Raw genomic sequence first — 25,977 nt, forward strand, 5'->3', positions numbered from 1 at the left:
ACGCCGGGGCCCGGAGGAATATCATGACTGCCATTCCCGAACTTTGGTTCGACCCGTCCCGTTGCCTGATTGCGGGCGAATGGGTGCCTGCCACCGCCGGTACGCTGCCCCTGCACGACCCCTCCACGGGCGAGGAGATTGGCGCCATCGCCCGTGGCGGCAAAGCCGAGATCGACGCCGCCGTGACCGCCGCGACCGACGCCTTTGATGGCATCTGGCATCGCACGCCCGCCGTCGAACGCGGCCGCATCCTGACCCGCCTCGGCCAGCTGGTGCTGGACCGGATCGATGCGCTTGCGATTCTCGAGGCGCGCGATGTCGGCAAGCCGATGAAACAGGCGCGGGCCGATGTCGTGGCGCTGGCGCGCTATATGGAATTCTACGGCGGCGCCGCGGACAAGCTGCTGGGCCAGACCATTCCGTTCATGGATGGCTACACCGTCTATACCCTGCGCGAACCGCATGGCGTGACCGGCCATATCGTGCCGTGGAACTATCCGATGCAGATCATCGGGCGCTCTGTCGGGGCGGCCCTGGCGGCGGGCAACACCTGCGTGCTGAAACCGGCCGAGGATGCCTGCCTGACGGCGCTGGCCTTTGCCGACCTGGCGAAACAGGCCGGTCTGCCCGATGGTGTGCTGAACGTCGTGACGGGCCTGGGGGCCGAGGCCGGGGCCGCACTGACCGCCCATCCCGGTCTGCACCACATCTCCTTCACCGGCTCGGTGGCCACGGGCGCCGCGGTTCAGATCGCCGCCGGGGCGAATGTCATTCCCGTCACGCTGGAACTGGGCGGCAAGAGCCCTCAGATCGTGTTCGACGATGCAGACCTCGATGCCGCGCTGCCGTTCCTCGTCAACGCGGGCATTCAGAACGCCGGTCAGACCTGCTCTGCCTCCTCGCGCATCCTGGTCCAGCGCGCCCGCTACGACGAAGTGGTTGAAAAGATGGCCGCCCGCTATGGCGCGCTGCGGGTCGGCGCTGCGGTCGATGACCTCGACGTCGGGCCGCTGATCTCGGCCAGGCAAAAGGGGCTGGTGTCGGGCTTCATCGACCAGGGGCACGATCTGCAGCTGGCCGGGCAGGCGACCCTGGGCGATCTGCCCTCGGGGGGCTATTACGTGCCGCCGACCCTGTTCGCCGGGGTTTCGCCGGATCACACGCTGGCCCAGACCGAGGTGTTCGGCCCGGTGCAGGTCGTCATCCCCTTCGATGACGAAGCCGAGGCCATCGCCATCGCCAACGGCACCGAATACGGCCTTGTCGCCAGTGTCTGGTCCGACAGCGGCGCGCGCCAGATGCGTCTGGCAAAGGCGATCCGGGCCGGTCAGGTGTTCCTGAACAACTACGGTGCCGCAGGGGGCGTCGAACTGCCCTTTGGCGGTGTCGGCAAATCCGGCCATGGCCGCGAAAAGGGGTTCGAGGCCCTCTACGGCTTCACCACGCTCAAGACCGTCGCGGCCTTTCACGGCTGACACGCTGATATTATCGGAGGAAACTACATGAGACTTCAGGGCAAGACCGCCATCGTCACCGGCGCGGCACAGGGATTTGGCGAAGGCATCGCACGCCGCTTTGCCGAGGAAGGCGCACGCGTCATGGTCGCGGACCTCAAGGGCGAACTGGCCCATGACGTCGCCAGCCAGATCGGCGGCCTCGGGCATGGCATCGACATCACCGACCCCGACAGCCTGCTGACCATGTTCGACCGCGCCGAGGCCGAGCTTGGCCCCGTCGACATCCTGGTCAACAACGCCGGCGTCACCCACCTGCCGAAACCGATGGAGGATGTCTCCGAAGAGGATTTCGACCTGATCTATGCCGTCAACGTCAAGGCGATCTACCGCGCCGCGAAAATCCTGGTGCCGCGCATGAAGCAGCAGGGCAGCGGCGCGATCCTCAACATCTCGTCCACCGCCGGGATCAGCCCGCGCCCGAACCTGACGTGGTACAACGCGTCAAAGGGCTGGGTGAACACCGCGACACGCTCGATGGCGGTCGAACTCGCCCCCTTCGGCATCCGCGTGAACGCGGTGAACCCCGTCGCGGGCGAAACGCCCCTGCTGCAAAGCTTCATGGGCGAAGACACCCCCGAAGTGCGGGCCAAGTTCCTGTCCTCGATCCCGATGGGCCGGTTCACCACGCCCAAGGATATCGCGGATGCCGCGCTCTATCTCTGCTCGGACGAGGCCGGGATGGTCACCGGCATGTGCATGACCGTCGACGGCGGCCGCTGCATCTGATCGGCCCCTAGCGGTATCCGAACAGCATGAGAACGACGGGGATCGTCACCACCGCGGCCAGCGTCTGCGCGGTGACGATCCCCGCCATCAACGTGCCGTCGCCGTTCATCTGGCGCGTCAGGACATAGGCGGTCGGCGCTGTCGGGATCGCGCAAAAGATCACCAGCACCAGCGCCTCCACCCCGTTCAGGCCGAACAGCCCCCCGATGACCGCCCCCAGCACTGGCATGGCCAGCAGGCGCAGCGCGCTGTTGCCCGCCAGCGCCGTGACCTCGCGCCGCAGCGCCGCCGGTTGCAGGGCTGCCCCGACGCACAGCAGGCCTAACGGCAGGCTGCCCTGCGCCAGCAGTTTCACCAGCCGGTCGGACCCGAAGGGCAGGCCGATCCCCGACAGCGCAAGGGTCATCCCAGCGATACAGGCCAGGATCAGCGGATTGCGCAGGATCGTGCGGATCAGCAGGGTCGCTGATTGCCCCTCGCTCCGCTCGCTCAGCGCGATGATCGACAGCACGTTCACCAGCGGCACCAGCACCGCCAGCACCACCGCCGCGCGGCCCAGCCCCTCCGGTCCGGCCAGCGTCGCCGTCACCGCCAGCCCGAGGTAGGTGTTGAACCGCACCACCCCCTGCAACGCAGGCCCGAAGCGCGCCGCCGGAACCGGGCGCAGCCGCCGCAGCACGACCAGGCCCGCACTGGCCAGCAGGACGGTCGCCACCGCCGCACCGCCCAGCCGCAGGATCGCCGGATCGCGCAGCGGGGCCGCCACCAGGCTCGACACCAGCAGCGCCGGAAACAGGACGAAATAATTGAACCGTTCGGCCGCGGGCCAGAACGCCTCTGACGGGAACCTGCTCCGCGCCAGGATGAAGCCCAGGCAGATCATCGCGAAAAGCGGCCAAATGGTGAAAAACAGCAAAGGGATACCTCGCCCGGGGCGGATCGGAAACGTGCATCCCCGTGCTAGCCTGCCCGCCCGCGGACTTCCAGCGCGCTTGATGCCCAGGCGCCCCGATGCGCCACTCCCATGGCCGATCATAGGGGGCGCGTGGCCCCTGCGATCCATGACATCGGTTGATATGCGCCATCACCGCGCTACCCCTTCCAACCGAACCGCACATGGGGTATGCACCCCCGTCCCGATTGATAGGAGTCTTTCACTATGGGTTACAAAGTCGTCGTCGCAGGCGCCACGGGCAACGTGGGCCGCGAAATGCTGAACATTCTGGCCGAGCGTGAGTTCCCGATTGACGAGATCGCCGTGCTGGCATCCCGCAAGTCGCTGGGAACCGAGATCAGCTTTGGCGACAAGACCCTCAAGACCAAGGACCTCGACACCTTCGATTTCACCGGCTGGGACATCGCCCTGTTCGCCGTCGGCTCGACTGCGACCAAGGAATATGCGCCCAAGGCGGCGGCCGCCGGTTGCATCGTGATCGATAACTCCTCGCTCTACCGCTACGACCCCGACGTGCCGCTGGTGGTGCCGGAAGTGAACGCGGACGCGGTCCTCGGCTACGCGAAAAAGAACATCATCGCGAACCCCAACTGCTCGACCGCGCAGATGGTCGTGGCGCTGAAACCGCTGCATGACCGCGCCCGGATCAAGCGCGTTGTCGTGTCGACCTACCAGTCGGTTTCCGGCTCGGGCAAGGCGGGCATCGACACGCTCTGGGATGAAACCAAGTCGATCTACAACCCGACCGACAATTATTCGTCCGAAACCTACCCCAAGCAGATCGCCTTCAACGTCATTCCCCATATCGACGTCTTCATGGAAGACGGCTCGACCAAGGAAGAATGGAAGATGGTCGCGGAAACGAAAAAGATCATCGATCCCGCCATCAAGGTCACCGCGACCTGCGTGCGCGTGCCGGTGTTCGTCGGCCACTCCGAAGCGGTCAACATCGAATTCGAGGATTTCCTCGATGAAGACGAAGCCCGTGACATCCTGCGCGAAGCGCCCGGCTGCATGGTCATCGACAAGCGCGAGGATGGCGGCTACGTCACCCCTGTCGAATGCGTCGGCGACTATGCCACCTTCATCAGCCGCATCCGCCAGGACAGCACCATCGACAACGGCCTGAACATCTGGGTCGTGTCGGACAACCTGCGCAAGGGCGCGGCCCTGAACGCCGTTCAGATCGCCGAAGTCCTGGGCCAGAAAGTGCTGAAAAAAGGCTGATCCTCAGTCAACCAGGTTGCAAACGGGCGTCCCGGCGGGGCGCCCGTTTTGCGTTCTGACCCCGGGGCGCGGGCGCGAAACTGCTGAAACCCGCCGATCACGCGATTGTCGACAAGACCTCCTTGGAACGCTTCCCCGGACATGACCATCATGGGGAAATTCAAAGACGAGGTTCCCCATGCGCTCCGCCTTCATCGCCCTCTGCCTGCTGACGCCCTCTGCCCTGCTGGCCGAGGATGTCGTCATTTCCAGTTCCGTCAGCGACGTGACGGTCTTTCCCGACGGCGCCTCGGTGCATCGTCAGTCCAGCTACGACATTCCCGCCGGGGCGCACCGTCTGGTGCTGACCGACATGCCCTTCGTCGACCCCTCCAGCCTGCGCCTGTCGACCTCGGCGGCCAGCATCGGGGCGGTCGCCTACCGCGATGATTTCGTCCCGCCCCGCAGCGACGCCGAAACCGCGGCGATCGAGGCCGCGCAAACCCGCATCGACGCCGTGAAGGACCAGATCGCAGCCGTCGAACGCCGCGCCCGTGACGCGGAGCTTGAGGCCGACGCGGCCCAGGCGCGTCTCGACTTCCTCGTGCAACTGGGCCGTTCCGACAGCACCGGCGCGGCAGACCCGGCCCGCCTGCGCGATCTGCTCGACCTTGTCGGCACCGAAGGTCTGGCCGCCCGCAAGGACGCCGCCGAGGCACGCGACCGCGCCGAGGCGATCAGGAAGGAGGCCGAGCCCTTGCAAGATGACCTTGCCATGGCGCAGGCCGCGCTCAAGGCGGTGCAGAACGAAAACACCCAACGCAGCTATCTGACGATCGAGGTCGAATCCGATGCCGACGTCTCCGGCACGCTGGACCTGACCTACACCAGCTACGATGCCGGCTGGCAGCCCGCCTATGACATGTCGCTGACCACCACCGACGCGCCGGCGCTGACCGTCGACCGGGCCGCCTACGTGCACCAGTCGACCGGCGAAAACTGGACCGATGTTGTGCTGACGCTGTCGACCGCCCGCCCCTCGGGGCAGGTGCAGCCGGGCGACCTCTGGCCCGACCTGCGCCAGATCACGGATGAACCGGTGCGCCCGATGCCACTGGCGCGCGGGCTGAGCAGCGCCAAGGTCACCGCCACTGCCGAAGGCGCGATGATGATGGACGCCCCCGCGCCGATCACCGCCAGCACGGGCACGCTGAACGGCGTCACCTTTACCTATGATTACCCGCGCAAGGTCTCGGTCGCCAGCGCCGCCGACGCGCTGAAACTCGACCTCGGCACGCTGGACCTGACGCCGCAGGTCTTTGCCCGCGCCGTCCCGATGCTGGACCCGACCGCCTATCTTGTCGCCAGCTTTACCAATGACAGCGGCGAGATGCTGTTGCCCACCGACGCCGTTCAGCTGTTCCTCGACGGCACCTTCGTCGGCCGTCGCAGCATCGACCTGCTGGCCGACGGGGACGAGGCGGAATATGCCTTCGGTCCCATCGACGGGCTGCGCCTGGAACGCCGCGTCAACGACCGTATCGAAGGCGACCGGGGCATCATCGCGCGCTCGAACGAACGCCGCGAAGAGGTGACGATCACCCTCGACAACCTGACCGCGCGCGACTGGGACGTGCGCCTGATCGACCGCGTGCCCTATTCCGAACAGGAAGACCTCAAGATTGCCTGGCAGGCCGATCCGATGCCCGAAGTGACGGACGTGGACGGCAAGCGCGGCATCCTGGAATGGCGCTTTCCGCTGGCTGCCGGGGCCAGCCGCGAGGTTTCGCTCGATCACCAGATCACCTGGCCCGAGGGTAAATTCCTCAACTGATCAGAGCGTGAGAGATCTGATCCGGATGCCGGTCATCCCCGCCGCGCACCCGGTTCAGCCCGCCAGCCCCGCGCCTATCGGCCGGGGCTGGTTTTTTCGTGCCAAGGGCGGGGGCGTGCCAAGGACGGGCGTGCCAAGGACGGGCGTGCCAAGGACGGGCGTGCCAAGGACGGGCGTGCCCAGGACGGGGCGTAGCTTAGGCGGTTGTGGCCCCAAAGGCGGGCACCGTGCCGTGCCTTTGGCGCAGCCCGCCCGCCGCTCAGATCGGTTTGAACGACTTGTCGGCGGGCAGGTACTGCTCGACCGCGCCGTTGCCGATGTCGTGCCACAGCCCGTGCACCGACAGGTCGCCCGTGGCGACACGTTCCTCGACAAAGGGAAAGGTCATCAGGTTTTCCAGCGACACCAGCACCGCCTCGCGTTCCAGCGCGCTGCGCTGCGCGTCATAGCCGTCCAGATCCTTGACCCGTTCGTAACCGGGGCGCAGCAGGTCCATCCAGCGGCCGACAAAGCTGGATTTCTCCTCCAGCTCGGGGGCGCGACCCGAACACATGTCCAGGCACCCCTGAACACCGCCGCAACCCGAATGCCCCATGATCACGACATGGGCGACCTTCAGCGCCGTCACCGCGTATTCCAGCGCGGCGGATGTCCCGTGCTGCTGGCCGTCGGGCTGGTGCGGCGGAATCAGGTTGGCGATGTTGCGGTGAATAAAGAATTCCCCCTGGTCGGCACCAAAGATGCCGGTCACATGCACGCGGCTGTCGCAGCACGAAATCACCATGGTCTTGGGGCGCTGGCCTTCATCGGCCAGTCGCTTGTACCACGCCCGGTTTTCGGAAAAGGCCGTGGCTTTCCACCCGTGATAGCGCTGCACCAGAAGGGAGGGAAGTGGCTTGGCTTTGTCCATCGAAGGCTCCTCGGATGCGTCAGCTTCAGGGTCTTATAGGCCCCTGTCGACGCCGGTGAAACGTATTAACAGCGAATTGCCCGAAAAACCTTTGCAAATACACCTTTTTTCGCCGCCGTTTTCCGGCCCCTCCGCAAGGATTTGGGAAGGTCGAGGGGTCATCTTGTCCATTGGCCGTGGGGGCTATGGAAGAAGGGTGAGTATATCGTGGAACATGTATTGGTTCTGGCGCAGCAGGAGGTCGTGCGTGTCGATCCCGACCGCCTGCAGGCGCTGTATCTGCAACTTGGCGATTCCGGGGCCGAAGACGTGCTCTGCCGCGCGATGGAGGAGGTCGCGGTGCGGCTCAGCCATACCGAACGCCTCTACCGGCAGGACCGGATGGGCGACATGCGCAAATCGGCGCGCAGCCTCGTGGCGATTGCCGACCAGATCGGCATGAATGCCCTTGCGCGCGTGTCGACGGATGTGACGCGCTGCATCGACGTGGGCGATCCTGTTGCATTGGCCGCCACGCTGGCCCGCTTGCTGCGCGTCGGCGAACGCTCTCTCACCGCGGTGTGGGATTTGCAGGATATCACCGTCTGACACCTGATGCGGGGGCTTGCGGCTGGGCGGCACAGGTCTACCCTATGGTCAGACCACAGCAGGATTGCCCCGATGCCCGAGACCACCGCGCCGAACATTGCACCGCACACCGCCCTGACCTTCGCCCCCGATTCGTCCGACGCCCTGCCGTTGCATGTCGTCGAAAGCGATGCGCTGGCGGCCTTCCTCAAGGATCAGCCCGACGCCGTCGCCACCTGGGTGGCGGCCACCGGTTTTACCGGCGGTCTGCGTCAGGCCTGCGTTGTCCCCGGCAGCGACGGCGCGCCGATCATGGCGCTGGTGGGCTATGGCGATGCCGCCGCCCGCGCCCGGGGCCGCTTCTGGCTGGCGGCGGCGGCGGAAAAACTGCCAAAGGGCAGCTATCGCATTGCCTCCGGCCTGCCCGAGGACATGGCCGAGGTCGAGGCGCTCGGATGGCTGTTCGCCGGCTACCGCTTCGACCGGTACAAGACGCAATCCCCCCTTGCCGCCCGCCTTGTCGCGCCGGAGGGCCTGCCCGCCGACCGGCTTGAGGCGATCGCCACGGGCGAGGCGCTGACCCGTGACCTGATCAACACGCCCGCCTCAGACATGGGCCCGGCCGACCTTGAACAGGCCGCGCGCGCCCTTGCCGATCGCTTTGGCGCGGACACCTCCGTCATCACCGGCGACGACCTGCTGGCGCAGAACTTTCCGATGATCCACGCCGTTGGCCGCGCCGCCGCACCCCATCGCGCGCCCCGCCTGATCGATCTCCGCTGGGGCACCAACGGCCCGACACTGACGCTGGTGGGCAAGGGCGTGTGTTTCGACACCGGCGGGCTGAACATCAAGCCCGGTGCCTCGATGGGCCTGATGAAAAAGGACATGGGCGGCGCGGCGACCGTGCTGGGGCTGGCGCAGATGATCATGGCGCGCGACCTGCCGGTGCGCCTGCGCGTGCTGATCCCGGCGGTCGAAAACGCGATTGCGGGCGATGCCTTCCGTCCGCAGGATATCCTGACGGCGCGCAACGGCCTGACGGTCGAGATCAACAATACCGATGCCGAAGGGCGCCTCGTGCTGGCCGATGCCCTTGCCCTCGGGGCCGAGGAAACGCCGGACCTGATGATTTCCATGGCGACGCTGACCGGCGCGGCGCGCGTCGCGGTCGGCCCCGACCTGGCGCCATTCTTCACCGACGATTCCGAAATTGCCACCGCGTTGCAGAACACAGGTGGCGTCGTGGCCGACCCGGTCTGGCGCCTGCCATTCTGGGAACCATACGAGACGATGATCGAACCGGGGATCGCAGACCTGGACAATGCGCCAAAGGGCGGTTTTGCCGGGTCCATCACCGCTGCGCTGTTCCTGCGCCGCTTTGCCGGAACCGCCAGCCGCTATACCCACTTTGACATCTACGGCTGGAACCCCACCGCCGCCCCCGCCCGCGCCAAGGGCGGCACGGGGCAGGGCGCACGGGCGCTGTTCTCGGCTCTTCCCCTGTTGCTGGGGCTCTAGGCACGATGCGCGACGCTGACCAAAGGCCCGATAAAAGGCCCGATCAAAGCCCACAACACCGGCCCGACCGCCGCCGCTGGCCCGCCAATGCCCATGTCGCCGCCAGCCGGCTGCGCGGCCAGGCGCGCGCCGAAACCTACAGCGACGGCACCCCGGCGCAGGTGGTGGTACCCGTGGCCGACCTCTGCGCCAGCCCCGGCGGCACCCGGGATCGCCAGTTGCTGCTGGGCGCGCAGGTCACCGTCTACGACACGCGCGACGGCTGGTCCTTTGTCGAGGCGTTGCAGGACGGCTACACCGGTTACCTGACCGAGGCCTCCCTTGGTCCGCAGACCACCGCGACCCATGTCATCACCGCCCGCGCCAGCCATGCCTACACGGCCGCAGACCTGAAAACGCCGGACCGCGCGGCGCTGTCGATGGGCAGCGCGCTGGCCGTCACCGGCTGGCACAACGGTTTCGCAGAAACCGATCTCGGCTTTGTTCCGGGCCAGCATGTCACGCCGCTCGGGGCCACCCTGCGCGACCCCGTCACCCTGGCCGAGGGGCTGCTGGGCACGCCGTACCTCTGGGGCGGCAATTCCGCCTTCGGGATCGATTGTTCGGGGCTGGTCCAATTGCCCCTCCAGATGCTTGGGCACGATTGCCCCGGCGACAGCGACATGCAGGCGTCCGAACTCGGGGTCCCGCTGGAGGACGGCGCACCGCTGAAACGCGGCGACCTCTTGTTCTGGCGCGGGCATGTCGCCTGGGTGGCCGACCCGACGCGCATCCTGCACGCCAACGCCGGCTCGATGAGCACGGCGTTCGAAGACCTTCAGGGCGCGATCGCCCGCATCGCCGCGGCCGGGGATGGCCCCATCACGGCGCGGCGGCGCCTGCCTTTCTTGTGATGCGGCGCCACTTTTGATGCGGCCCTACCTTTGATGCGGCGCGTTCCGTCATAAGGTTGGTGCGGGCTGCGGGCCGGCGTCGCTCGGGGCCGCGCGGCGGGCCAGATGCGGGCACCTTGCGCCGGCCTGCTCATCACCGCGCCGCTATCCGGGCCGATCAAGCCCGACCCTGTCAAAACGCGACACCCAGGCGCGGCCTAGTCGACCGCGCGGATCAGCTTGCGTTCCAGCACCCGCAGCACGGTTTTCAGGTCGTGACCGCGCCGCAGGATCTGACCGTCCATGCCATGCACCGTGTACATGCCCTGACGTGCCCGCAGCTTTGGCCGCTTCTCGATCCGGTACAGGGGGTTTTCGGCGGTCCGGCGAAAGATCGAAAATACCGCGACTTCGCTCAGGTTGGAAATGCCGTAATCGCGCCATTCCCCCGCAGCGACCATTCTGCCGTACAGCGACAGGATCACGTTCATCTCGGTTCGGTGGAACGCCACCTGAGAGGGCGATATCCCCGGAACGGGGGCAGGGCCTTGTATCGTCATGTCGGAATCCTGCGCCCCCCGCCTGGCAAAATCAAGCCGCTTTCGCACCGCATTGCGCGCAATGCCCCGACGGCCCGCCGCTTGCCCCCGCCCCATCGCACGCCGCGTTAACCCGTCTCGGCGCTGAAGGCCGCACCGCCCGGATACCGTTCGGATACCGACGCAGGCACCGACGTGCCGTTTTCGCCCTTGGCCCTTGTTAACCTGGGGTGTGCGGGCGATTCGCGGCTGATCCGGTAAAACGGCACCGCACCGCAGGTTTGTCGACCCGCACCGCAGGTTTGTCTACGAAGTGCTCCGCCACGTGTTCCGGCATCTAATCTTTTCGTGATCAGCGCCCGAGGCACCTTGGCGCATCCGTGGATGCGGGTAAGGTGGACGCAATGACAATAGGGAGATGACGATGAAACACTTCATCCTGACGATGACGATTGGCGCGATGACCCTGACCGGCGCCGCCCTTGCCAACGCCGAGGTCAGCAACCCGGCGGTAAAGGACCGCATGGACCTGATGGGCACGATCCGTGGCAGCTTTGCCGTTCTTGGCGGCATGGCGCAGGGCAAGGTTGATTTCGATGCGGACAAGGCAACGTCGGCCCAGGCCACGCTGGTCGAAGCCGCCGCGAAGATCCCCGCGAAGTTCGAGCCGAACGAGGCCGATCCGGAATCCGAGGCGCTGCCCGCGATCTGGGAAAACTGGGATGATTTCGTCGACCACGCCGCGGCGCTTGAAACCGCGGCAGCGGCGCTGGACCCCTCCTCGCTGGAGACCGTCAAGGCCGGTGTCGGCAAGATCGGGGCATCCTGCGGCGGCTGCCACCAGACCTATCGCATGAAGTAAACCCGCGCAGGGGTTGGGAAATTTTCGCCCCATCCCCTGCACGTCGACCCGGGTTCAAGTGCCGGAAGCGGCCTGACCCCTGATCCTGAACAGGCTTGGCGCGGCTCTCCGCGCCGGCACTTCCCGGGGCTATGTGCTCAGCCGCAGCTCAGGCTTTCGACCCGGCCATCCTCGTCCAGGCGGACGTTCAGGCGGCCGATCACGTAATCCATGGTGGCCATGGAACCCTTTTCCAGCACCCGCAACTTGCCGTCGTAATCCCCCAGCAACTCGGGCGACCAGATCTTGCCGATCAGGTCGTTGAAATCCTCGGCTCCGCAGGTGGTTTCGGACGCGGGCGGTACGGGCACCGTCTTGCCCGGCGCCGGATCGGGCGCGCCCCCGGCAATCGCTGAGCATCCGCTGCCCAGCATCGCAAGGCAGATCATCAGGGCAAAATGGCTGTGGCGGCGGGGCATTGCGATCCTCGGGTCAGTGTTCGATGCGCCAGCCTAGCCCGTGGGCAGGGGCGCTACAAACGCCAAACCCGTCGAATGCGCGATAAGGGGCGGCATGGGCAAGGGGCTGCCGATCGCACCGCCGATCACGCCGCCGATCACGCCGCGCCTAATCCTGCGTGACGCCGTAGCGCGCCAGGAACATCTCCACCGCTTCGGCCGCGACAAAGCTGGATTCCTGCGGTGAAATGCGCTTGTCCACGCCGAACGCCAGCCGCGCGAAAATGCCTGCCTTGCACAGCTCGGCGAACTGATTTGCAGCAAATTCAGGGTGTTCGACGTTCAGCTCGCCGCGTTCCGTCGCCTCACGCAGATAGGCCCCCAGCTTGGTCTGCGCCATCAATGGGCCGTTGCGATAGAACTCCTGCGCAAGGTCGGGAAACCGCTCGGCCTCGGCGACGCAGAGGCGAAAGATGGACAGCGACAACGACGAGTTGAAAAAGCTGACCATCCGCGTCGCGATGAAACTCAGCATGTCACGCACGGGCAGATTCTGCGGCATGATGCTCTTGGCTTCGTCGCCCTGGCGCTTGCATTCCAACCGGGCAATTTCGATGAACAACAGGCGCTTATCCGGGAAATAGCTGTACAGCGTCGCCTTGGAGACACCCGCGTTGCGCGCGATGTCATCCACGCCGGCACCGTCGAATCCGTCTTGCAGGAACGCCTGACGCGCCCCTTCCAGAACCTGATCGTACTTGCGTCCCTTGCGCCGTTCCGGCGTCAAATTGTTCATCTTTTCTGCCTGTCTCGAAGCCATGTCATGCTCGGTCAGACCCGACAGCACATGCTGGTCCCGTAACGTGTATACCCCAGTTGATGCCGCATGTCCCGATTGTGGCCCGCGCGGCCAAGAAACTGTTCAACAGCGTCAATGTCCAGCCGCGAAATGGCAACAGGGTGGTCTTGCCAGACGCGGCCTCAGGTTGACGGCCCCGGCCACTCTGCGATGATCCGGTGCGGACAAAGCATAGGAAATACGCGATGTATGACAAGGGCCGGAGTGCCGGTGCCGCCTGCACCAGCGGCGAAAGGGCGGCCGCATGCCGGTCCGCGCGGCCAAGGCATTTCGTCGCAATGGCCGTATCTGCCACCAAATCGGGCACAGCCGCAGGCACAGTTCCCGGCACCAGCGCAGACACTCGCCGCCCTGCCTGTCGCCTGCGGGGCGCGGGGCCAGTGACGCGCCCTGACCATATCCCGAACCGCGCCCCAACCACGACAGGACTCACCCCATGACCACGATCTACGTCGATGCCGATGCCTGCCCGGTCAAGGACGAGGCGGAAAAGGTCGCCACCCGGCACAAGCTGCCGGTCATCATGGTGTCGAACGGCGGCTTGCGCCCCTCTCCCAACCCCTATGTCGAACATGTCATCGTGGCCGCCGGCCCGGACGAGGCGGACCGCTGGATTGCCGAGCGGTGCGGCCCGCAGGATGTCGTGATCACGGGCGACATTCCCCTTGCGGCGAAATGCGTCGAGGCCGGGGCGGAAACCCTGCGACATAACGGCGACCGCTTTACCGCCGCGAATATCGGCCAGCAGCTTGCGATGCGCGACCTGATGGCGGATCTGCGCGCGGCGGACCCATTTCGCCAGGGCGGCGGCAAGGGCTTTACAAAGGCCGACCGCTCCCGTTTCTTGGATGCGCTGGAACGTGCGCTGCGCGCCGCGAAAAGCAGGTAACAGGCCAGCAATAGGCCGTGGACCGGAAACAGGGAATAGGCGGAGAGAATGCAGAAAGAACTGGCCAAGGCCGTTGTCTTCGACATTGGCAACGTCCTGATCGGGTGGAACCCGGAACGCCATTATGACGCGGTAATCGGGCCGGAGCGGCGCAAGGCGCTGTTCGAGGCGGTGGACCTTCATGCCATGAACGACACCGTCGACCGGGGCGGCGACCTTGCCGAACTGACCGCGACACTGGCCGAGGCGACGCCGGAATGGCGCGACGAGATCCTGATGTGGCATCGCGACTGGCTGACGATGGCCGCTCCTGCGATCCCGCATTCGGCGCGTCTGCTGCGCGCCCTGCGCGCCAGAGGCATTCCGGTCTTTGCGCTCAGCAATTTCGGCATCGGCACCTTTGACATCGCCTGCCGCGCCTATCCCGTGCTGACCGAATTCGACCGCAAATATATCTCGGGGCACATGCAGGTGATCAAGCCCGCCGCGCAGATCTACGAGATGCTTGAGGCCGACAGCGGTCTCTCCGGGGCCGAGCTGCTTTTTACCGACGACCGGGCCGACAATATCGCCGCCGCCAATGCGCGCGGCTGGCAGACGCACCAGTTCACCGCACCCGAAGGCTGGGCCGCGCGTCTGGTGGCCGATGGCTATCTGACGGCCGAGGAAGCGGCGTGAGCGTTCCCCAGATATCCTTTGAGCAGGGCGAGGCGGTCCTGAACTGGCTCACCCTGACGGACGCTCTTGCCGCTGCCCACGATCTGCCCAAGGCCGAGATCGGCGATACCTTTCTCTATCGCGGGGGGGACACGCTGCTGACCCGCTCAGCCTGGATCGACGGGCTGGGGGTGGCGGTCAAGGCGGCGACCATCTTTCCCGGCAACAAGGACAGCGGCAAACCGGCGATCAATGGCGCCGTCAATCTGCTGTCAGATCAGGACGGCACGCTTGAGGCGCTGGTGGATTTTCACCTTGTGACCAAGTGGAAGACCGCCGGCGACAGCCTGCTTGCCGCCCGCCGTCTGGCCCGCCCGGACAGCAAGGTCATCCTGATCGTCGGCGCAGGCGCGGTGGCCGCGACCCTGCGTCAGGCCTATGGTGCAGCCTTTCCCGACGCGCGCTTTCTGATCTGGAACCGCACCCCCGCCGGGGCAGAGGCGCTTGCAGCTCAGTATCCCGACTGCACCGTTGCCCCCGACCTGCCCGCCGCCGTGGCCGAGGCCGATATCGTCACCTCCGCCACCATGGCGGTTGAGCCGTTCCTTCAGGGCGATTGGTTCCGACCCGGCCAGCACATCGACCTGATCGGTGCCTATCGTCCCGACATGCGCGAGGCGCAGGATAGCGTGCTGCAACGTGCCAGCATCTTTGTCGACAGCTTCGACACGACGCTGGATCACATCGGCGAAATGAAGATCCCCCTCGCCTCGGGCGCGATCGCCCGCGCAGACGTGCGGGCCGACTACTATGATCTGCCCGCATTCCAGCGCAGCAGCGACGACCAGATCACCCTGTTCAAGAATGGCGGCGGTGCGCATCTGGATCTGATGACCGCGCGCCATATCCTCGATGCATGGCGGGCGGCCAAGTGACGCTCTGGTGGGGTCTCGGCGCCGCTCTGGTGCTGCTGATCCTGTTCCCCGTCGTGCAAGAGGCGCGCCGCACCAGCGTCGCCAGCCTGCGCCGCCGGCAACGGGCGACCTCGGGGGCCTTTGCCTCGTTGTCGCAGGGCATCACGCATTACCGCTGGCACGGGCCAAAGGACGACCCCGATGCGCCGGTGCTGGTGATGGTGCATGGCCTCACCACCTCCTCCTATGTCTGGGATGCGATGATCCCCGGCCTGGTCGATGCCGGGGTGCGGGTGCTGACATATGATCTTTACGGGCGCGGCCTGTCGGACCGCCCGCATGGCCGCCAGGACCGGTACTTTTTCAAGCGCCAGATCCTGGACCTGCTTGACTCCCAAGGCCTAACCGCCCCTGTCACCCTCGTTGGCTATTCCCTTGGCGGGGGGATCGCTGCGGCCTTCGCCGCTGCCCGCCCGGCGCAGGTCGCCAGCCTGATCCTGATCGCGCCCGCCGGGTTTGGCGACACGCCGTCGCGCTTTGCCGAATTCACCCGCAAGACGCCGATCCTCGGCACATGGGCCAACATGGTACTGGGCGATGCCGAATTGCGCAGCAAGGTCGGGCGCGGTGCGCCCTCGGTGGTCCCCGACATTGCCGCGCGTCAACTGGCCGAGATCGGCACCAGAGGCCTGCTACGCTCGGTCCTGTCGACCCGGCGCTTCATGCTCAGCGAGGATCTGTCGAGCGAGCATGAGGCCTTTGCCGCCTTCGGCCTGCCAGTGCTGGCAATCTGGGCTGAGGGGGATCGCGTCGTGCCCCTGCGGGCAAGCGATGCACTGGCGCAGGCCAACCCCGCCGCCCAGCAGGTGGTGATCGCGCAGGCGGGGCACGGCATGGTGCACACCCACCCCGCGCAGGTGACCGCGCCGATCATCGCCTTTCTTTCAGGCGCGCCGACAGCCGGGGTGGAAACCGGGGCCTGATCCATCCGTCATGCGGGCAGGGCCGGGGCCACGCGGTTTTCCCGGATCGGCAGATGCACCAGTGCGCTGAACGCCCCGATGCCGACGCCGATCCACCAGACCAGCGTGTAGTTGCCATAGATGTCGTACATGCGCCCACCCAGCCAGACGCCCATGAACCCGCCGATCTGGTGGCTCAGGAACACGATCCCGTACAGCGTGCCCATGTAGCGCATCCCGTACAGGTGCGCGATCAGCCCGCTGGTCAGCGGCACGGTCGCCAGCCACAGCCCGCCCATCAGCCCCGAAAACAGCAGCACCGACCCCGGCGTGATCGGCATCAGGATAAAGGCCCCCGCCACGATGGTGCGCAGCGTGTAGATCCCCGCCAGCAGGTATTTCCGCTGGTACCGTTTGCCCAGCCAGCCCGCGAACAGCGTCCCCACGATGTTCATCACCCCTATCAACGAGATCGAGATCGCCCCGAGCGCCGATGTCGTGGTGATCCCCAGCCCCGCCAGGATGCCGCCCGTGGCAATCGGCCCGCACAGCTCGGTCACGAAGGCCGGAAAGTGCGCCGTGATGAACGCCAGCTGATACCCGCATGAGAAAAAGCCAAGGAAAATCAACGTGAAACTCGGGTCTTTCGCGGCGCGTGTCAGGATCGCCCCCAGGCTTTCCTCCAGCTCGGCGCGGGTGGCGGGCGAACTTTCGGTTTTCAGGAAGGGCAGCAGAACCAGCGTGCACAGGATCGCGGCGGCAAAGACCATGAACACCGACTGCCATGGCATCATGCCCAGCAACCACTCGGCCACCGGCGCGCCAAAGACCTGGCCCGCGCTGCCCGCCGCCGTCACGACCGCCAGCGCCATGGACCGGTTTTCCGGCGCGGCGGTGCGTCCGACCACCGCCAGGATCACACCGAACCCGGTGCCTGCGATGCCAAAGCCGACCAGCACCTCCAGCCCCCAATGCGCCTCGGGCGTCACGGCAAATGACGACAGCACCAGCCCGGCGGCATAGGCCAGCGCGCCAAGCACCACCGCCAGCCGGTCGCCCATGCGTTCTGCCAGCGCGCCGAATATCGGCTGCCCGATGCCCCAGGCCAGGTTCTGGATCGCGATGGCCAGCGAAAAGTCGGCGCGCAGCCAGCCGAACTCGCTCGCAATCGGGATCTGGAACACCCCGAACGACGCGCGGATGGCAAAGTTGACCAGGATGATGGCACAGCCCGCGATCAGCACGGGGGTGAACAGGCGGGCGGAAACGGGCATTCTGGCTCTCCATTGGGTTGCGCGAGATTACTGTTCTGGCACAAGCCGTCAATTGAAGGTTTGTGGCCTGTCCCATTCGCATTCGTGACCTTTCCCCGGTGCGCGCGGCAGGGTATCACCCCGGGTATGAGCGCCCCTATGTCTGATCTTTACGCCGCCCGCGTGGCCGATGGCACCATCAAGCCCGATGATGCGCAGCAGGCCGTCCTGCCCGAATTTGACCGCATTTGCGCGGGCCTTCAGGCCGCGCCTGCGAAGCGCGGCCTGTTCCGGCGCGCAAAGGATCCCGAACCGCCAAAGGGGCTCTACCTCTGGGGCGGGGTCGGGCGTGGCAAGTCCATGTTGATGGACCTTTTCGTCGAAACCCTCGACGTGCCGGTGCGCCGCGTCCACTTCCACGCCTTCATGCAGGAAATCCACGAAGGCCTGCACGCCGCCCGCAAGGCCAATACCGAGGATTCCCTGGCCCCCGTTGCCGCAAAGGTCGCGGAAGAGGTCAAGGTTCTGGCCTTTGACGAGATGCAGATCACCGACATCACCGACGCGATGATCGTCGGCCGCCTGTTCGAGGCGCTGTTCGCCGCAGGTGTCGTCATCGTCACCACGTCGAACCGGGTGCCGGATGACCTGTACAAGAACGGGTTGAACCGTCAGCTGTTCCTGCCCTTCATCGCCCAGATCAAGGACCGGCTGGTGGTGCATGAACTGGCCAGCCCGAACGATTACCGCCAGAACCGCCTGTCCGGTTCCCCGGTCTATTTCACGCCGGTCGATGCCGAGGCGCGCGCCGCGATCGAGGGCATCTGGCAGGATCTGACGGGCGGCGACGCCGCACCGCTGGTGCTTAAGGTCAAGGGACGCGAGGTCGTGATCCCCGCTTATCGCAACGGCGTCGGGCGCGCGCGCTTTCACGATCTGTGCGGCGCGATGCTGGGTCCGGGCGATTACCTGGCGGTGGCAGATGCGCTCAAAGTGCTGATCCTGGAAAATATCCCGTCGCTGTCGCGCTCGAACTTCAACGAGGCAAAGCGCTTCGTCACCCTGATCGACGCGCTGTACGAGGCGCGGGTGCGCCTGATCTGCTCCGCTGCCTCCGACCCCGAAACGCTCTATCTTGAGGGCGAGGGCGTGTTCGAATTCGAACGCACCGCCAGCCGGCTGCGGGAAATGCAGGATCAATCCTGGGGCGCGCCAGACTAGGGCGCCGTCACGGATCTGATGTCGGAAAAAAGATGGCGGCTAGCTGAGCTTGGGGCGATCTGCTCTCAAACCGCCTGGTCGAAAAACGGAGCGGGGGTCGTTGAACCGACCCCCTGATTTTGCCCGTTGGTCCCAAGCCTGAATGACGTCTTGCGAATCGCTGTGATAGGCTGCCGATGCGATGGGCGAGACGACTGAGAATGCCTGTATCTGAAAGGATATTAGGCGATATTTTTCGAATCGGTCAATACCGCGCGAATCGCTTTTGCCAAGTTTCTGCCACGATTCGCCGCGCTGATTCGGAAAGCCGAATCGGAACAGTCGCTTAGGCGTTTCCAGGCCGCGCAAAAAAGAGTCGGATTGTCGGGGCAGGTACGTGAAACGCGGCCGCCACAGGTTCAGCCGTTGGTTTCCAGCACCCTGCCGGCCAGGTACAGCGACCCGCCGATCAGGACACGGGCATCGGGGCAGGCGGCGATGATACGCTGCAAGGCGATTTCGACCGTCTCGGCGACAAAGGCTTCGTGGCCGGTGTCGCGGGCGGCGGTGGCGGTTTCCTCGGCGCTCAGCGTATTTGCCTCGCCGGGAATCGGAACTGCCGTCAGGCTTTCCACATGCGCCGCCAGCGGCCGCAGATAGCCGCGCACGTCCTTGGTGTTCAGCATCCCGCAGATCATGTGCGTGGGCCGTCCGGCCATCTGGCTCAGGTGCAGGGCCAGCGCCTCGCCCGCGGCGGGGTTATGGCCCCCGTCCAGCCACAACTCGCCCAGCGGTGCACTCTCGGCCAAGGGTCCCTTGCGCAGGCGTTGCAGGCGGGCGGGCCACTCTGCCTTGGATACCGCGGCCTCGCAGGCGGTCTCGCACGCGGCCTGGCCCAGCGTCAGCTGGCGCAGCACGGCGATGGCGGCACCGGCGTTCACGATCTGATGCGCCCCCGGCAGGTTCGGCAGCGGCAGATCCAGCAGGCCGGTTTCGTCCTGGAACACCAGGCGACCGCGCTCTTCCCAGACATGCCAGTGCTGGCCATGCACAAACAGCGGCGCGCCCAGACGTGCGGCCCGCGCCTCGATCACCTCCAGCGCGGCCTCGCTCTGCGGGGCCACGACGCAGGGCACACCCCGTTTGAGGATGCCGGCCTTTTCCGCCGCGATCTTTTCGATCGTGTCGCCCAGAAAGCCTTCGTGATCCATCGAGATCGGCGTCAGCACCGTCATCGCAGGGCGCGCGACCACGTTCGTCGCATCCAGTCGCCCGCCCAGCCCGGTTTCCAGCAGGCACCAGTCGGCGGGCTGGCGGGCAAAGCCCAGCAGCGCGGCGCAGGTGGTGATCTCGAAATAGGTGATCGGGTCGGGGCCATTGGCGACCAGGCATTCATCCAGCAAAGCACTCAGCGCCGCTTCGGAAATCAGCGCGCCGTTCAGGCGGATACGTTCATGAAACCGCACCAGGTGGGGCGAGGTATAGGCATGAACCGATGCCCCCATCCCCTCCAGTCCGGCGCGCAGCATCGCCTGGGTCGATCCCTTGCCGTTGGTTCCGGCAAGGTGGATCACCGGCGGCAGCTTTTCTTCGGGGTGATCCAGCGCAGCCAGCAACCGCCAGACGCGATCCAGCACAAGGTCGATGACCTTGGGATGCAGCCGCATCATCCGGTCCAGCAGCGCGTCAGACGGTGCGGCGGTCACTTCTTGTCTTTCGCCTTGTCCTTGCCCGCGTCCTTGGGGACCTCTTTCGTCGCGGCCTTTGCCGGGGTCGGTGCAGCGCCTGCGGCAGGCTTGATGTCCTTGGCCTTGGCGTCGCTGACGCCAGAGGTCGGCACGACGACGGCCGCGGCTTCGGGGTCCGGCAGGGCCGCTGCCTTGTCGGGGGCGGGCAGGTCGCCGCGCACGGCGGGCGGCAGGCCCATCAACATGCGGGTGATCTGGATCAGCTCCTCGCGCATCTGGGTACGGGGGGTCACGCGGTCCAGCATGCCGTGGTCCAGCAGGTATTCGGCCCGCTGAAATCCTTCCGGCAGCTTTTCGCGGATCGTCTGTTCGATCACCCGCGGCCCGGCAAAGCAGATCAGCGCGTTCGGCTCTGCGATATGCACGTCGCCCAGCATTGCGTAGCTGGCCGTCACGCCGCCCGTGGTCGGATGCGTCAGCACCACGATATAGGGCAGACCGGCCTCTTTCAGCATCTGCACGGCGACCGTGGTGCGCGGCATCTGCATCAGGCTCAGGATGCCTTCCTGCATTCGCGCGCCGCCAGCGGCGGAAAACAGCACCAGCGGGCATTTCCGCTGCACCGCGCGTTCGGCGGCGGCCACGATGGCATTGCCGACGTACATGCCCATTGACCCGCCCATGAAGGAAAAGTCCTGCGCGGTGGCGACGATGGGCGTGCGCCCGATCTCGCCCTGCGCCACCAGCATCGCTTCGTCCTCGCCGGTCTTGCGACGGGCCTCGCGCATCCGGTCGGGATATTTCTTCTGGTCGCGGAAATGCAGCGGGTCATTGACCGGTTCGGGCACATCGACTTCGGTAAAGATACCGCCATCGAACAGCGCCCTGAAACGGTCACGCGGTGAAATCGCCATGTGATGCCCACAAGACGTGCAGACATTCAGGTTATCGCTCAATTCCCTGTGAAACAGCATCGTGCCGCAGCTGTCGCATTTGCTCCAAAGGTTCTCGGGCGTTTCCCGCCGCGAAAAGATAGAATTGATGCGCGGCCGGACGTAGTTGTTGATCCAGTTCATCGGCGATTTGCCCCCGGGGTTGCCAGTCGCGCATGAAATAAGCGGCTGCGCGCCGGATTGCAATCAACGCCTTATGGCAATGCGTGCCGCCAGCCAGGCCAAGCCGATGGTGCCCAGCTCGATGATCAGCGCCAGACTGATCAGGGGGCCCTGGGCCAGGGCCGGGTCGGCCAGGCCGTCGCTGGCCGGAAACAGAAACAGCGCCAGGCCGGAATCCGGGCCGCCGGCCTCGCCAAAGCACAGAAAAGCATAGGCATTATTGGCCAGGTGCAGCCCGATCGCGGGGCCTAGATTGCCACTGCGCGCCGTCAGATCCGATGCGGCCAGGCCAAAGCAGAAGGCCCAGATCAGGTACTGCCAGTTGTCCACCGGCGCGGCCCCGTCCTGCCAGTGTACGGCGGCAAACGCCAGGTTCGGCACCACCATCCAGACCAGCGGCGCGCGGAATCGTGCCGCCAGCTGTTGCTGGATAAAGCCGCGATACAGCAATTCCTCGGCCCCGGTCTGCACCAGCAGCGCGGCCAGCGCAAAGGGCAGCACGGCCAGCCAGCCCGCCATGCCACGTGCGCTTTCGGCAGCGCGGAAATCCAGCCAGGGCGGCAGCAGTTGAATCGCCACGAACACCGCCGCCGAGGCCGCAAATGCCAATGGCAGCATCGCGCCCGCCTGCTCCGGCGGACCGGTCAGGCTGGCGAAACCGCGTTTGTTCAGCCGCCGCGCCACCAGCCAGACGGCGCCCCCCAGACACCCGTAAGAGGCCAGTTGCACCACCAGCCCCAGGGCGGTGTCGCCGTAAAACAGCGCCTTGGCCAGGTCGGGCGCAAGGTACGCCAGCCCCCCGTCAAAGGCCCAGATCCCGGCATCGAACAGCCCCTCGATCAGCACCAACCCCAACAGCAGCCGCCACACCTGGGACGAGGCGCGCGCCGGTGCGGCATAGGCCACATGCGGGGCATAGGCGCGTGGTGTTCGCATCAACATCAGCATCCGCTCAGCGCCGCAAGGCCAGCCGGGCGGCCAGCCACAGCACCGCCGTCGTCGCCAGGTCCAGCGGCATCAGCGGGGTCAGCGCCGGGTCCGACGCCTCCACCGGCAAATGATACAGCGCCAGCCCGCCCAGTTCGTCCCCGAATCCGATGAACAGGATGGCCAGCACGTTGTTGATGAAATGCAGCGCCAGGGCTGGCCCCAGCGTCCCCGACCGCGCTGTCAGATCGGCGGCCGTCAGGGCAAACAGCGTCGCGCTGGCGACGAACCACAGCCCGTTCGGCCCCGCCGCGCCCTGGTAATGCAGCGCGCCAAAGACCAGCGATGGCAGCACCATCCAGACCAGCGGGTTGGCAAATCGTGCGGATAGTCGCGATTGCAGATAACCGCGAAACAACAGCTCCTCGGCAGCGATCTGGATCAGGATCGCGGGCAGGGCAACCGGCAGCAGGCCCACCCAGGGCGCAAGGCCCAGGTGCCGCTCAGGGCGCAGGTCCGCGGGCATCGGCAGCAACCACACGATGGCCTGCAACAGGGCCACATGCCCCGCAACGCGCAGAAACTGCGCCCCCGCCAACGGCCATGGCCCGATCAGCGCCGCCAGCCCGCGCCCATGCAACAGCCGCAGCATCAGCGTCAGGGCCACCAGCGCCGCTGCGAAAGACCCCAGGAACAGCAGCGTCGCCGCCGCGCCACTTGCCAGCGCGTCTCCCCCCGCCGCGTCAGCCCCCGGCGTGCCGGTCTGCACTGCCCGGGTCGGGTCGCCCAACCCGAACAGGCCCGCCGCGCCGATGAACCACAGCGACAGCAGCACCACATACAGCACCGTAAAGATCCCGAAGCCCGCCGCCGTGCGCCACAGCGCCGCCGGATCGTCCTGCCAGTGCGGTGCGTGCCGCTGTTCCGTTCTGCTCATGACGCGAAACTATCCTCGCCGTTTCGTGCCCGCAATCGCCCTTGTGCCTCTGCCGGTGGTCATTTATCCCCAAGCCAGCCAAGTTTCCGGGGGGAGCCGCACCGATGACAAAGTTTGACAAATCCAAATTGCCCAGCCGCCACGTGACCGAAGGTCCGGCGCGCGCACCGCACCGGTCCTACCTCTACGCCATGGGCATCTCGGAAGAGGAAATTCACCAGCCCCTCGTTGGCGTGGCAACCTGCTGGAACGAAGCGGCCCCCTGCAATATCGCGCTCAGCCGTCAGGCACAGGCCGTCAAGCAGGGTGTGAAGGCGGCCGAGGGCACGCCGCGCGAATTCACCACCATCACCGTGACCGACGGTATCGCCATGGGCCACGAGGGGATGCGCTCCTCTCTCGCCTCGCGCGAAGCGATTGCCGACACGGTCGAGCTGACGATGCGCGGCCACTGCTATGATGCGGTCGTCGGCCTTGCGGGCTGTGACAAGTCGCTGCCGGGCATGATGATGGCGATGGTGCGTCTGAACGTGCCGTCGGTCTTCATCTACGGCGGCTCCATCCTGCCGGGCAAGGCGCCGCAGATCGAAGAGATCCCCGCCGACTTCCGCTCGCGCGATCTGACCGTGCAGGACATGTTCGAAGCCGTCGGGCGTTTCCAGAACCAGGAGATGTCCTCGGCCGCGCTCGACATGCTGGAACGTGTCGCCTGCCCGTCATCGGGGGCCTGCGGCGGCCAGTTCACCGCCAACACCATGGCCTGCGTCTCCGAGGCGATCGGGCTGGCGCTGATGAACTCCTCCGGTATGCCAGCGCCCTATGAATCCCGCGACCAGTACGGCGAGGCCTCGGGCCGCGCCGTGATGAACCTGATCGCGAAAAACATCCGCGCCCGTGACATCGTCACCAGGGAATCGCTGATCAACGCCGCCCGCGTCGTCGCCTGCACCGGCGGCTCGACCAACGGCGGGCTGCACCTGCCCGCCATCGCGCACGAGGCCGGGATCGATTTCAACCTGACCGACGTCTGCGACATCTTCCGCGACACCCCCTACTTCGTGAACCTGAAACCGGGCGGCGATTACGTGGCCAAGGACCTGTACGAGGCCGGCGGCGTCCCCGTCGTGCTGAAGGAACTCGACAAGGCCGGCCTGATCTATCGCGATTGCATGACGGCCAGCGGGTATTCCATCGGCGAGGAGATCGACAAGGTCACCCGCGAAGCGGACGGCAAGATCATCCACTCCATCGCGACCCCCATCACCAGGACCGGCGGCGTTGTCGGCCTCAAGGGCAACATCGCCCCCGAAGGCGCCATCGTGAAGGTCGCGGGCATGAGCCCCGAAGAACAGGTCTTTACCGGCCCGGCGCGCGTGTTCGAATGCGAGGAAGACGCCTTCGAGGCGGTGCAGAACCGCGCCTATTCGGTCGGTGACGTCATCGTCATCCGCAACGAAGGCCCCGCAGGCGGCCCCGGCATGCGCGAGATGCTGGCGACCACGGCGGCCCTGTCCGGCCAGGGCATGGGCAAAAAGGTCGCGCTGATCACGGATGGCCGTTTCTCGGGCGCGACGCGCGGTTTCTGCGTCGGCCACGTCGGCCCCGAGGCGGCGCATTGCGGCCCCATCGCCCTGTTGAAGGACGGCGACATGATCACCCTGGACGCCATCAAGGGCAGCATCGACGTCGACCTCTCCGAAGAAGAACTCGCCGCCCGCAAGGCCGAATGGACCGGCCCGCGCGATACGATCTATGCCTCCGGCGCGCTGTGGAAATACGCCCAGCTTGTCGGCAGCACCTATCTCGGCGCCGTGACGCACCCGGGCGGCAAGGCGGAAAAGCATATCTATGCCGATCTCTGAGCGGACAGGCCTCGGGCGCGTCCTGCGCCCGGTCGCCCTGTGTGCCATGCTCGCCCTGCTGGCGGGCTGCGAGGCAACCGGCAATGCCGGTGCCCTGGCACGCGAAGACAAGGGCCAGGCCCTCAGCTTTCTGTCCAGCGTGAACCGGTCCTCGGGCATGGTGCTGCGCAGCGCCGAGGTGGCAGGCGGCGATGTCGTCATCCACGGCCCGGCCGGCTATTGCATCGAAGGCCGCAGCCTCAAGAAACGCGCCCGCTATGGCTTCGCGCTGCTGGCGCGCTGCGACATCCTCAGCGGTGGCAAGATCGGTACGCCTGTCGCCCTGGCCCTGCTGACCGTCACTGTCACCCCCTACGGGCAGGGGGCCGGTGATCCGGCGGACCTGCCCGATGCCCGCACCCTGTCGCGCGAATTTCCTGCGGGCGACGTGCTTGCGGCCAGCGACGTTGCCTCTGTCCGGTTGCTGCACCTGGCGACAGGGGGGGATTCCTTTGCCCCCGGTGCCGACCCCCGGCAGTGGCGCGCGGCCTTCGTGCTGAACGGGTATCTCGTTTCCCTGGCGGCCTATGGCCCCCAGGGCAGCACCGTCGCGGACAAGGGCGGGCGGGCGCTGTTGCTCGACATGGCCAAGTCGATGCGCACCGAAAGCCCGAAAACCCCGGCTCGCGCCACGGCGGACACCCCCGCACCCGCGCCTGCGACCCCTGAAACCGAGGCGACCAAGGCGGGCTGAGGCGGGAAAAACATCGCCCCGTCCATTCTGCCTGT

Annotated in this window: 25 protein-coding genes; 15 read left to right on the forward strand and 10 right to left on the reverse strand. The window is 66.3% G+C overall.

Going from position 1 to position 25,977, the window contains the following annotated elements; all coding sequences use genetic code 11:
* Window positions 1–23 precede the first annotated feature (23 nt).
* Together DL237_RS16645 and DL237_RS16650 are read left to right on the forward strand one after the other, a co-directional pair.
* Window positions 24–1,475: an aldehyde dehydrogenase family protein gene (locus tag DL237_RS16645; protein WP_119400219.1), complete on the forward strand. Its 1,452-nt coding sequence runs from the start codon at window positions 24–26 to the stop codon at window positions 1,473–1,475.
* Between the two features lie 27 nt (window positions 1,476–1,502).
* On the forward strand, window positions 1,503–2,243 hold the full coding sequence (locus tag DL237_RS16650) for an SDR family oxidoreductase (RefSeq protein ID WP_119400220.1): 741 nt from the start codon (window positions 1,503–1,505) through the stop codon (window positions 2,241–2,243).
* 7 nt (window positions 2,244–2,250) lie between these two features.
* Here DL237_RS16650 and DL237_RS16655 read toward each other — a convergent pair whose 3' ends face one another.
* Complete coding sequence (locus DL237_RS16655; protein ID WP_119400221.1) at window positions 2,251–3,159, reverse strand: AEC family transporter; 909 nt, start codon at window positions 3,157–3,159, stop codon at window positions 2,251–2,253.
* Window positions 3,160–3,402: 243 nt separating this feature from the next.
* On the opposite strand from DL237_RS16655, the gene DL237_RS16660 reads away from it, so the two are divergent.
* Both DL237_RS16660 and DL237_RS16665 read left to right on the forward strand, forming a co-directional pair.
* Complete coding sequence (locus DL237_RS16660) at window positions 3,403–4,425, forward strand: aspartate-semialdehyde dehydrogenase (protein WP_119400222.1); 1,023 nt, start codon at window positions 3,403–3,405, stop codon at window positions 4,423–4,425.
* Window positions 4,426–4,603: 178 nt separating this feature from the next.
* Entirely contained in the window at window positions 4,604–6,238 is a 1,635-nt protein-coding gene (locus tag DL237_RS16665; protein ID WP_119400223.1) for a DUF4139 domain-containing protein, read from the forward strand.
* Window positions 6,239–6,497: 259 nt separating this feature from the next.
* On the opposite strand, the gene DL237_RS16670 is transcribed toward DL237_RS16665, so the two are convergent.
* The gene (locus DL237_RS16670) at window positions 6,498–7,148 is read right to left on the reverse strand and encodes a carbonic anhydrase (protein ID WP_119400224.1); all 651 of its coding nucleotides are present in this window, start codon (window positions 7,146–7,148) and stop codon (window positions 6,498–6,500) included.
* 207 nt (window positions 7,149–7,355) lie between these two features.
* On the opposite strand from DL237_RS16670, the gene DL237_RS16675 reads away from it, so the two are divergent.
* The 3 genes from DL237_RS16675 to DL237_RS16685 all read left to right on the forward strand — a co-directional run bounded on the left by DL237_RS16675 (window position 7,356) and on the right by DL237_RS16685 (window position 10,129).
* Window positions 7,356–7,736 carry a hypothetical protein gene (locus tag DL237_RS16675; protein WP_199672129.1) on the forward strand — a complete coding sequence of 127 codons (381 nt, stop codon included), beginning with the start codon at window positions 7,356–7,358 and terminating at the stop codon, window positions 7,734–7,736.
* Between the two features lie 72 nt (window positions 7,737–7,808).
* Window positions 7,809–9,236: a leucyl aminopeptidase family protein gene (locus tag DL237_RS16680; protein ID WP_119400225.1), complete on the forward strand. Its 1,428-nt coding sequence runs from the start codon at window positions 7,809–7,811 to the stop codon at window positions 9,234–9,236.
* A 5-nt stretch (window positions 9,237–9,241) separates the two neighbouring features.
* On the forward strand, window positions 9,242–10,129 hold the full coding sequence (locus tag DL237_RS16685; RefSeq protein ID WP_119400226.1) for a C40 family peptidase: 888 nt from the start codon (window positions 9,242–9,244) through the stop codon (window positions 10,127–10,129).
* Between the two features lie 197 nt (window positions 10,130–10,326).
* Here the strand turns inward: DL237_RS16685 and DL237_RS16690 are convergent, their stop codons facing one another.
* Complete coding sequence (locus DL237_RS16690; RefSeq protein WP_119400227.1) at window positions 10,327–10,668, reverse strand: DUF2794 domain-containing protein; 342 nt, start codon at window positions 10,666–10,668, stop codon at window positions 10,327–10,329.
* Window positions 10,669–11,071: 403 nt separating this feature from the next.
* On the opposite strand from DL237_RS16690, the gene DL237_RS16695 reads away from it, so the two are divergent.
* Window positions 11,072–11,509 carry a c-type cytochrome gene (locus DL237_RS16695; RefSeq protein WP_158585670.1) on the forward strand — a complete coding sequence of 146 codons (438 nt, stop codon included), beginning with the start codon at window positions 11,072–11,074 and terminating at the stop codon, window positions 11,507–11,509.
* A gap of 137 nt (window positions 11,510–11,646) precedes the next feature.
* On the opposite strand, the gene DL237_RS16700 is transcribed toward DL237_RS16695, so the two are convergent.
* Together DL237_RS16700 and DL237_RS16705 are read right to left on the reverse strand one after the other, a co-directional pair.
* On the reverse strand, window positions 11,647–11,967 hold the full coding sequence (locus tag DL237_RS16700) for an I78 family peptidase inhibitor (protein WP_119400229.1): 321 nt from the start codon (window positions 11,965–11,967) through the stop codon (window positions 11,647–11,649).
* Window positions 11,968–12,115: 148 nt separating this feature from the next.
* Complete coding sequence (locus DL237_RS16705) at window positions 12,116–12,742, reverse strand: TetR/AcrR family transcriptional regulator (RefSeq protein ID WP_119400293.1); 627 nt, start codon at window positions 12,740–12,742, stop codon at window positions 12,116–12,118.
* Window positions 12,743–13,241: 499 nt separating this feature from the next.
* Between DL237_RS16705 and DL237_RS16710 the strand changes: the two genes are divergently transcribed.
* From DL237_RS16710 to DL237_RS16725, 4 genes are read left to right on the forward strand one after another with little or no spacing between them, the layout of a single operon-like run.
* A complete protein-coding gene (locus DL237_RS16710) occupies window positions 13,242–13,694 on the forward strand; it encodes a YaiI/YqxD family protein (protein WP_119400230.1) in 453 nt (150 codons plus the stop codon).
* Between the two features lie 48 nt (window positions 13,695–13,742).
* The gene (locus DL237_RS16715) at window positions 13,743–14,372 is read left to right on the forward strand and encodes an HAD-IA family hydrolase (RefSeq protein WP_119400231.1); all 630 of its coding nucleotides are present in this window, start codon (window positions 13,743–13,745) and stop codon (window positions 14,370–14,372) included.
* A complete protein-coding gene (locus DL237_RS16720; protein WP_119400232.1) occupies window positions 14,369–15,286 on the forward strand; it encodes an ornithine cyclodeaminase family protein in 918 nt (305 codons plus the stop codon). Before DL237_RS16715 ends, DL237_RS16720 begins: the two co-directional genes overlap by 4 nt.
* On the forward strand, window positions 15,283–16,248 hold the full coding sequence (locus DL237_RS16725) for an alpha/beta fold hydrolase (protein WP_158585671.1): 966 nt from the start codon (window positions 15,283–15,285) through the stop codon (window positions 16,246–16,248). The genes DL237_RS16720 and DL237_RS16725 overlap by 4 nt, the downstream gene beginning before the upstream one ends.
* Before the next feature lie 8 nt (window positions 16,249–16,256).
* Here the strand turns inward: DL237_RS16725 and DL237_RS16730 are convergent, their stop codons facing one another.
* Window positions 16,257–17,501 (reverse strand): MFS transporter, encoded by a 1,245-nt coding sequence (locus DL237_RS16730; protein ID WP_119400234.1) that lies wholly within the window; start codon window positions 17,499–17,501, stop codon window positions 16,257–16,259.
* 138 nt (window positions 17,502–17,639) lie between these two features.
* Here DL237_RS16730 and zapE point away from each other — a divergent pair, with 138 nt between their 5' ends.
* Entirely contained in the window at window positions 17,640–18,701 is a 1,062-nt protein-coding gene (zapE, locus tag DL237_RS16735) for a cell division protein ZapE (protein WP_233545036.1), read from the forward strand.
* A 398-nt stretch (window positions 18,702–19,099) separates the two neighbouring features.
* Here zapE and DL237_RS16740 read toward each other — a convergent pair whose 3' ends face one another.
* From DL237_RS16740 to DL237_RS16755, 4 genes are all read right to left on the reverse strand, one after another.
* The gene (locus DL237_RS16740) at window positions 19,100–20,350 is read right to left on the reverse strand and encodes a bifunctional folylpolyglutamate synthase/dihydrofolate synthase (RefSeq protein ID WP_407691919.1); all 1,251 of its coding nucleotides are present in this window, start codon (window positions 20,348–20,350) and stop codon (window positions 19,100–19,102) included.
* A 32-nt stretch (window positions 20,351–20,382) separates the two neighbouring features.
* Window positions 20,383–21,444, reverse strand: coding sequence for an acetyl-CoA carboxylase, carboxyltransferase subunit beta (accD, locus tag DL237_RS16745; RefSeq protein WP_119400237.1), 1,062 nt, complete (start codon window positions 21,442–21,444; stop codon window positions 20,383–20,385).
* Between the two features lie 63 nt (window positions 21,445–21,507).
* The gene (locus DL237_RS16750) at window positions 21,508–22,419 is read right to left on the reverse strand and encodes a CPBP family intramembrane glutamic endopeptidase (RefSeq protein ID WP_158585672.1); all 912 of its coding nucleotides are present in this window, start codon (window positions 22,417–22,419) and stop codon (window positions 21,508–21,510) included.
* A 16-nt stretch (window positions 22,420–22,435) separates the two neighbouring features.
* Window positions 22,436–23,347 (reverse strand): CPBP family intramembrane glutamic endopeptidase, encoded by a 912-nt coding sequence (locus DL237_RS16755; RefSeq protein ID WP_119400239.1) that lies wholly within the window; start codon window positions 23,345–23,347, stop codon window positions 22,436–22,438.
* 104 nt (window positions 23,348–23,451) lie between these two features.
* Here DL237_RS16755 and ilvD point away from each other — a divergent pair, with 104 nt between their 5' ends.
* Both ilvD and DL237_RS16765 read left to right on the forward strand, forming a co-directional pair.
* Window positions 23,452–25,209 carry a dihydroxy-acid dehydratase gene (ilvD, locus tag DL237_RS16760; RefSeq protein ID WP_119400240.1) on the forward strand — a complete coding sequence of 586 codons (1,758 nt, stop codon included), beginning with the start codon at window positions 23,452–23,454 and terminating at the stop codon, window positions 25,207–25,209.
* Window positions 25,196–25,942: a hypothetical protein gene (locus tag DL237_RS16765; RefSeq protein ID WP_119400241.1), complete on the forward strand. Its 747-nt coding sequence runs from the start codon at window positions 25,196–25,198 to the stop codon at window positions 25,940–25,942. The genes ilvD and DL237_RS16765 overlap by 14 nt, the downstream gene beginning before the upstream one ends.
* Window positions 25,943–25,977 lie beyond the last annotated feature (35 nt).

The sequence above is a fragment of the Pseudooceanicola sediminis genome (genome assembly GCF_003575965.1).
Taxonomy (GTDB): domain Bacteria; phylum Pseudomonadota; class Alphaproteobacteria; order Rhodobacterales; family Rhodobacteraceae; genus Pseudooceanicola; species Pseudooceanicola sediminis.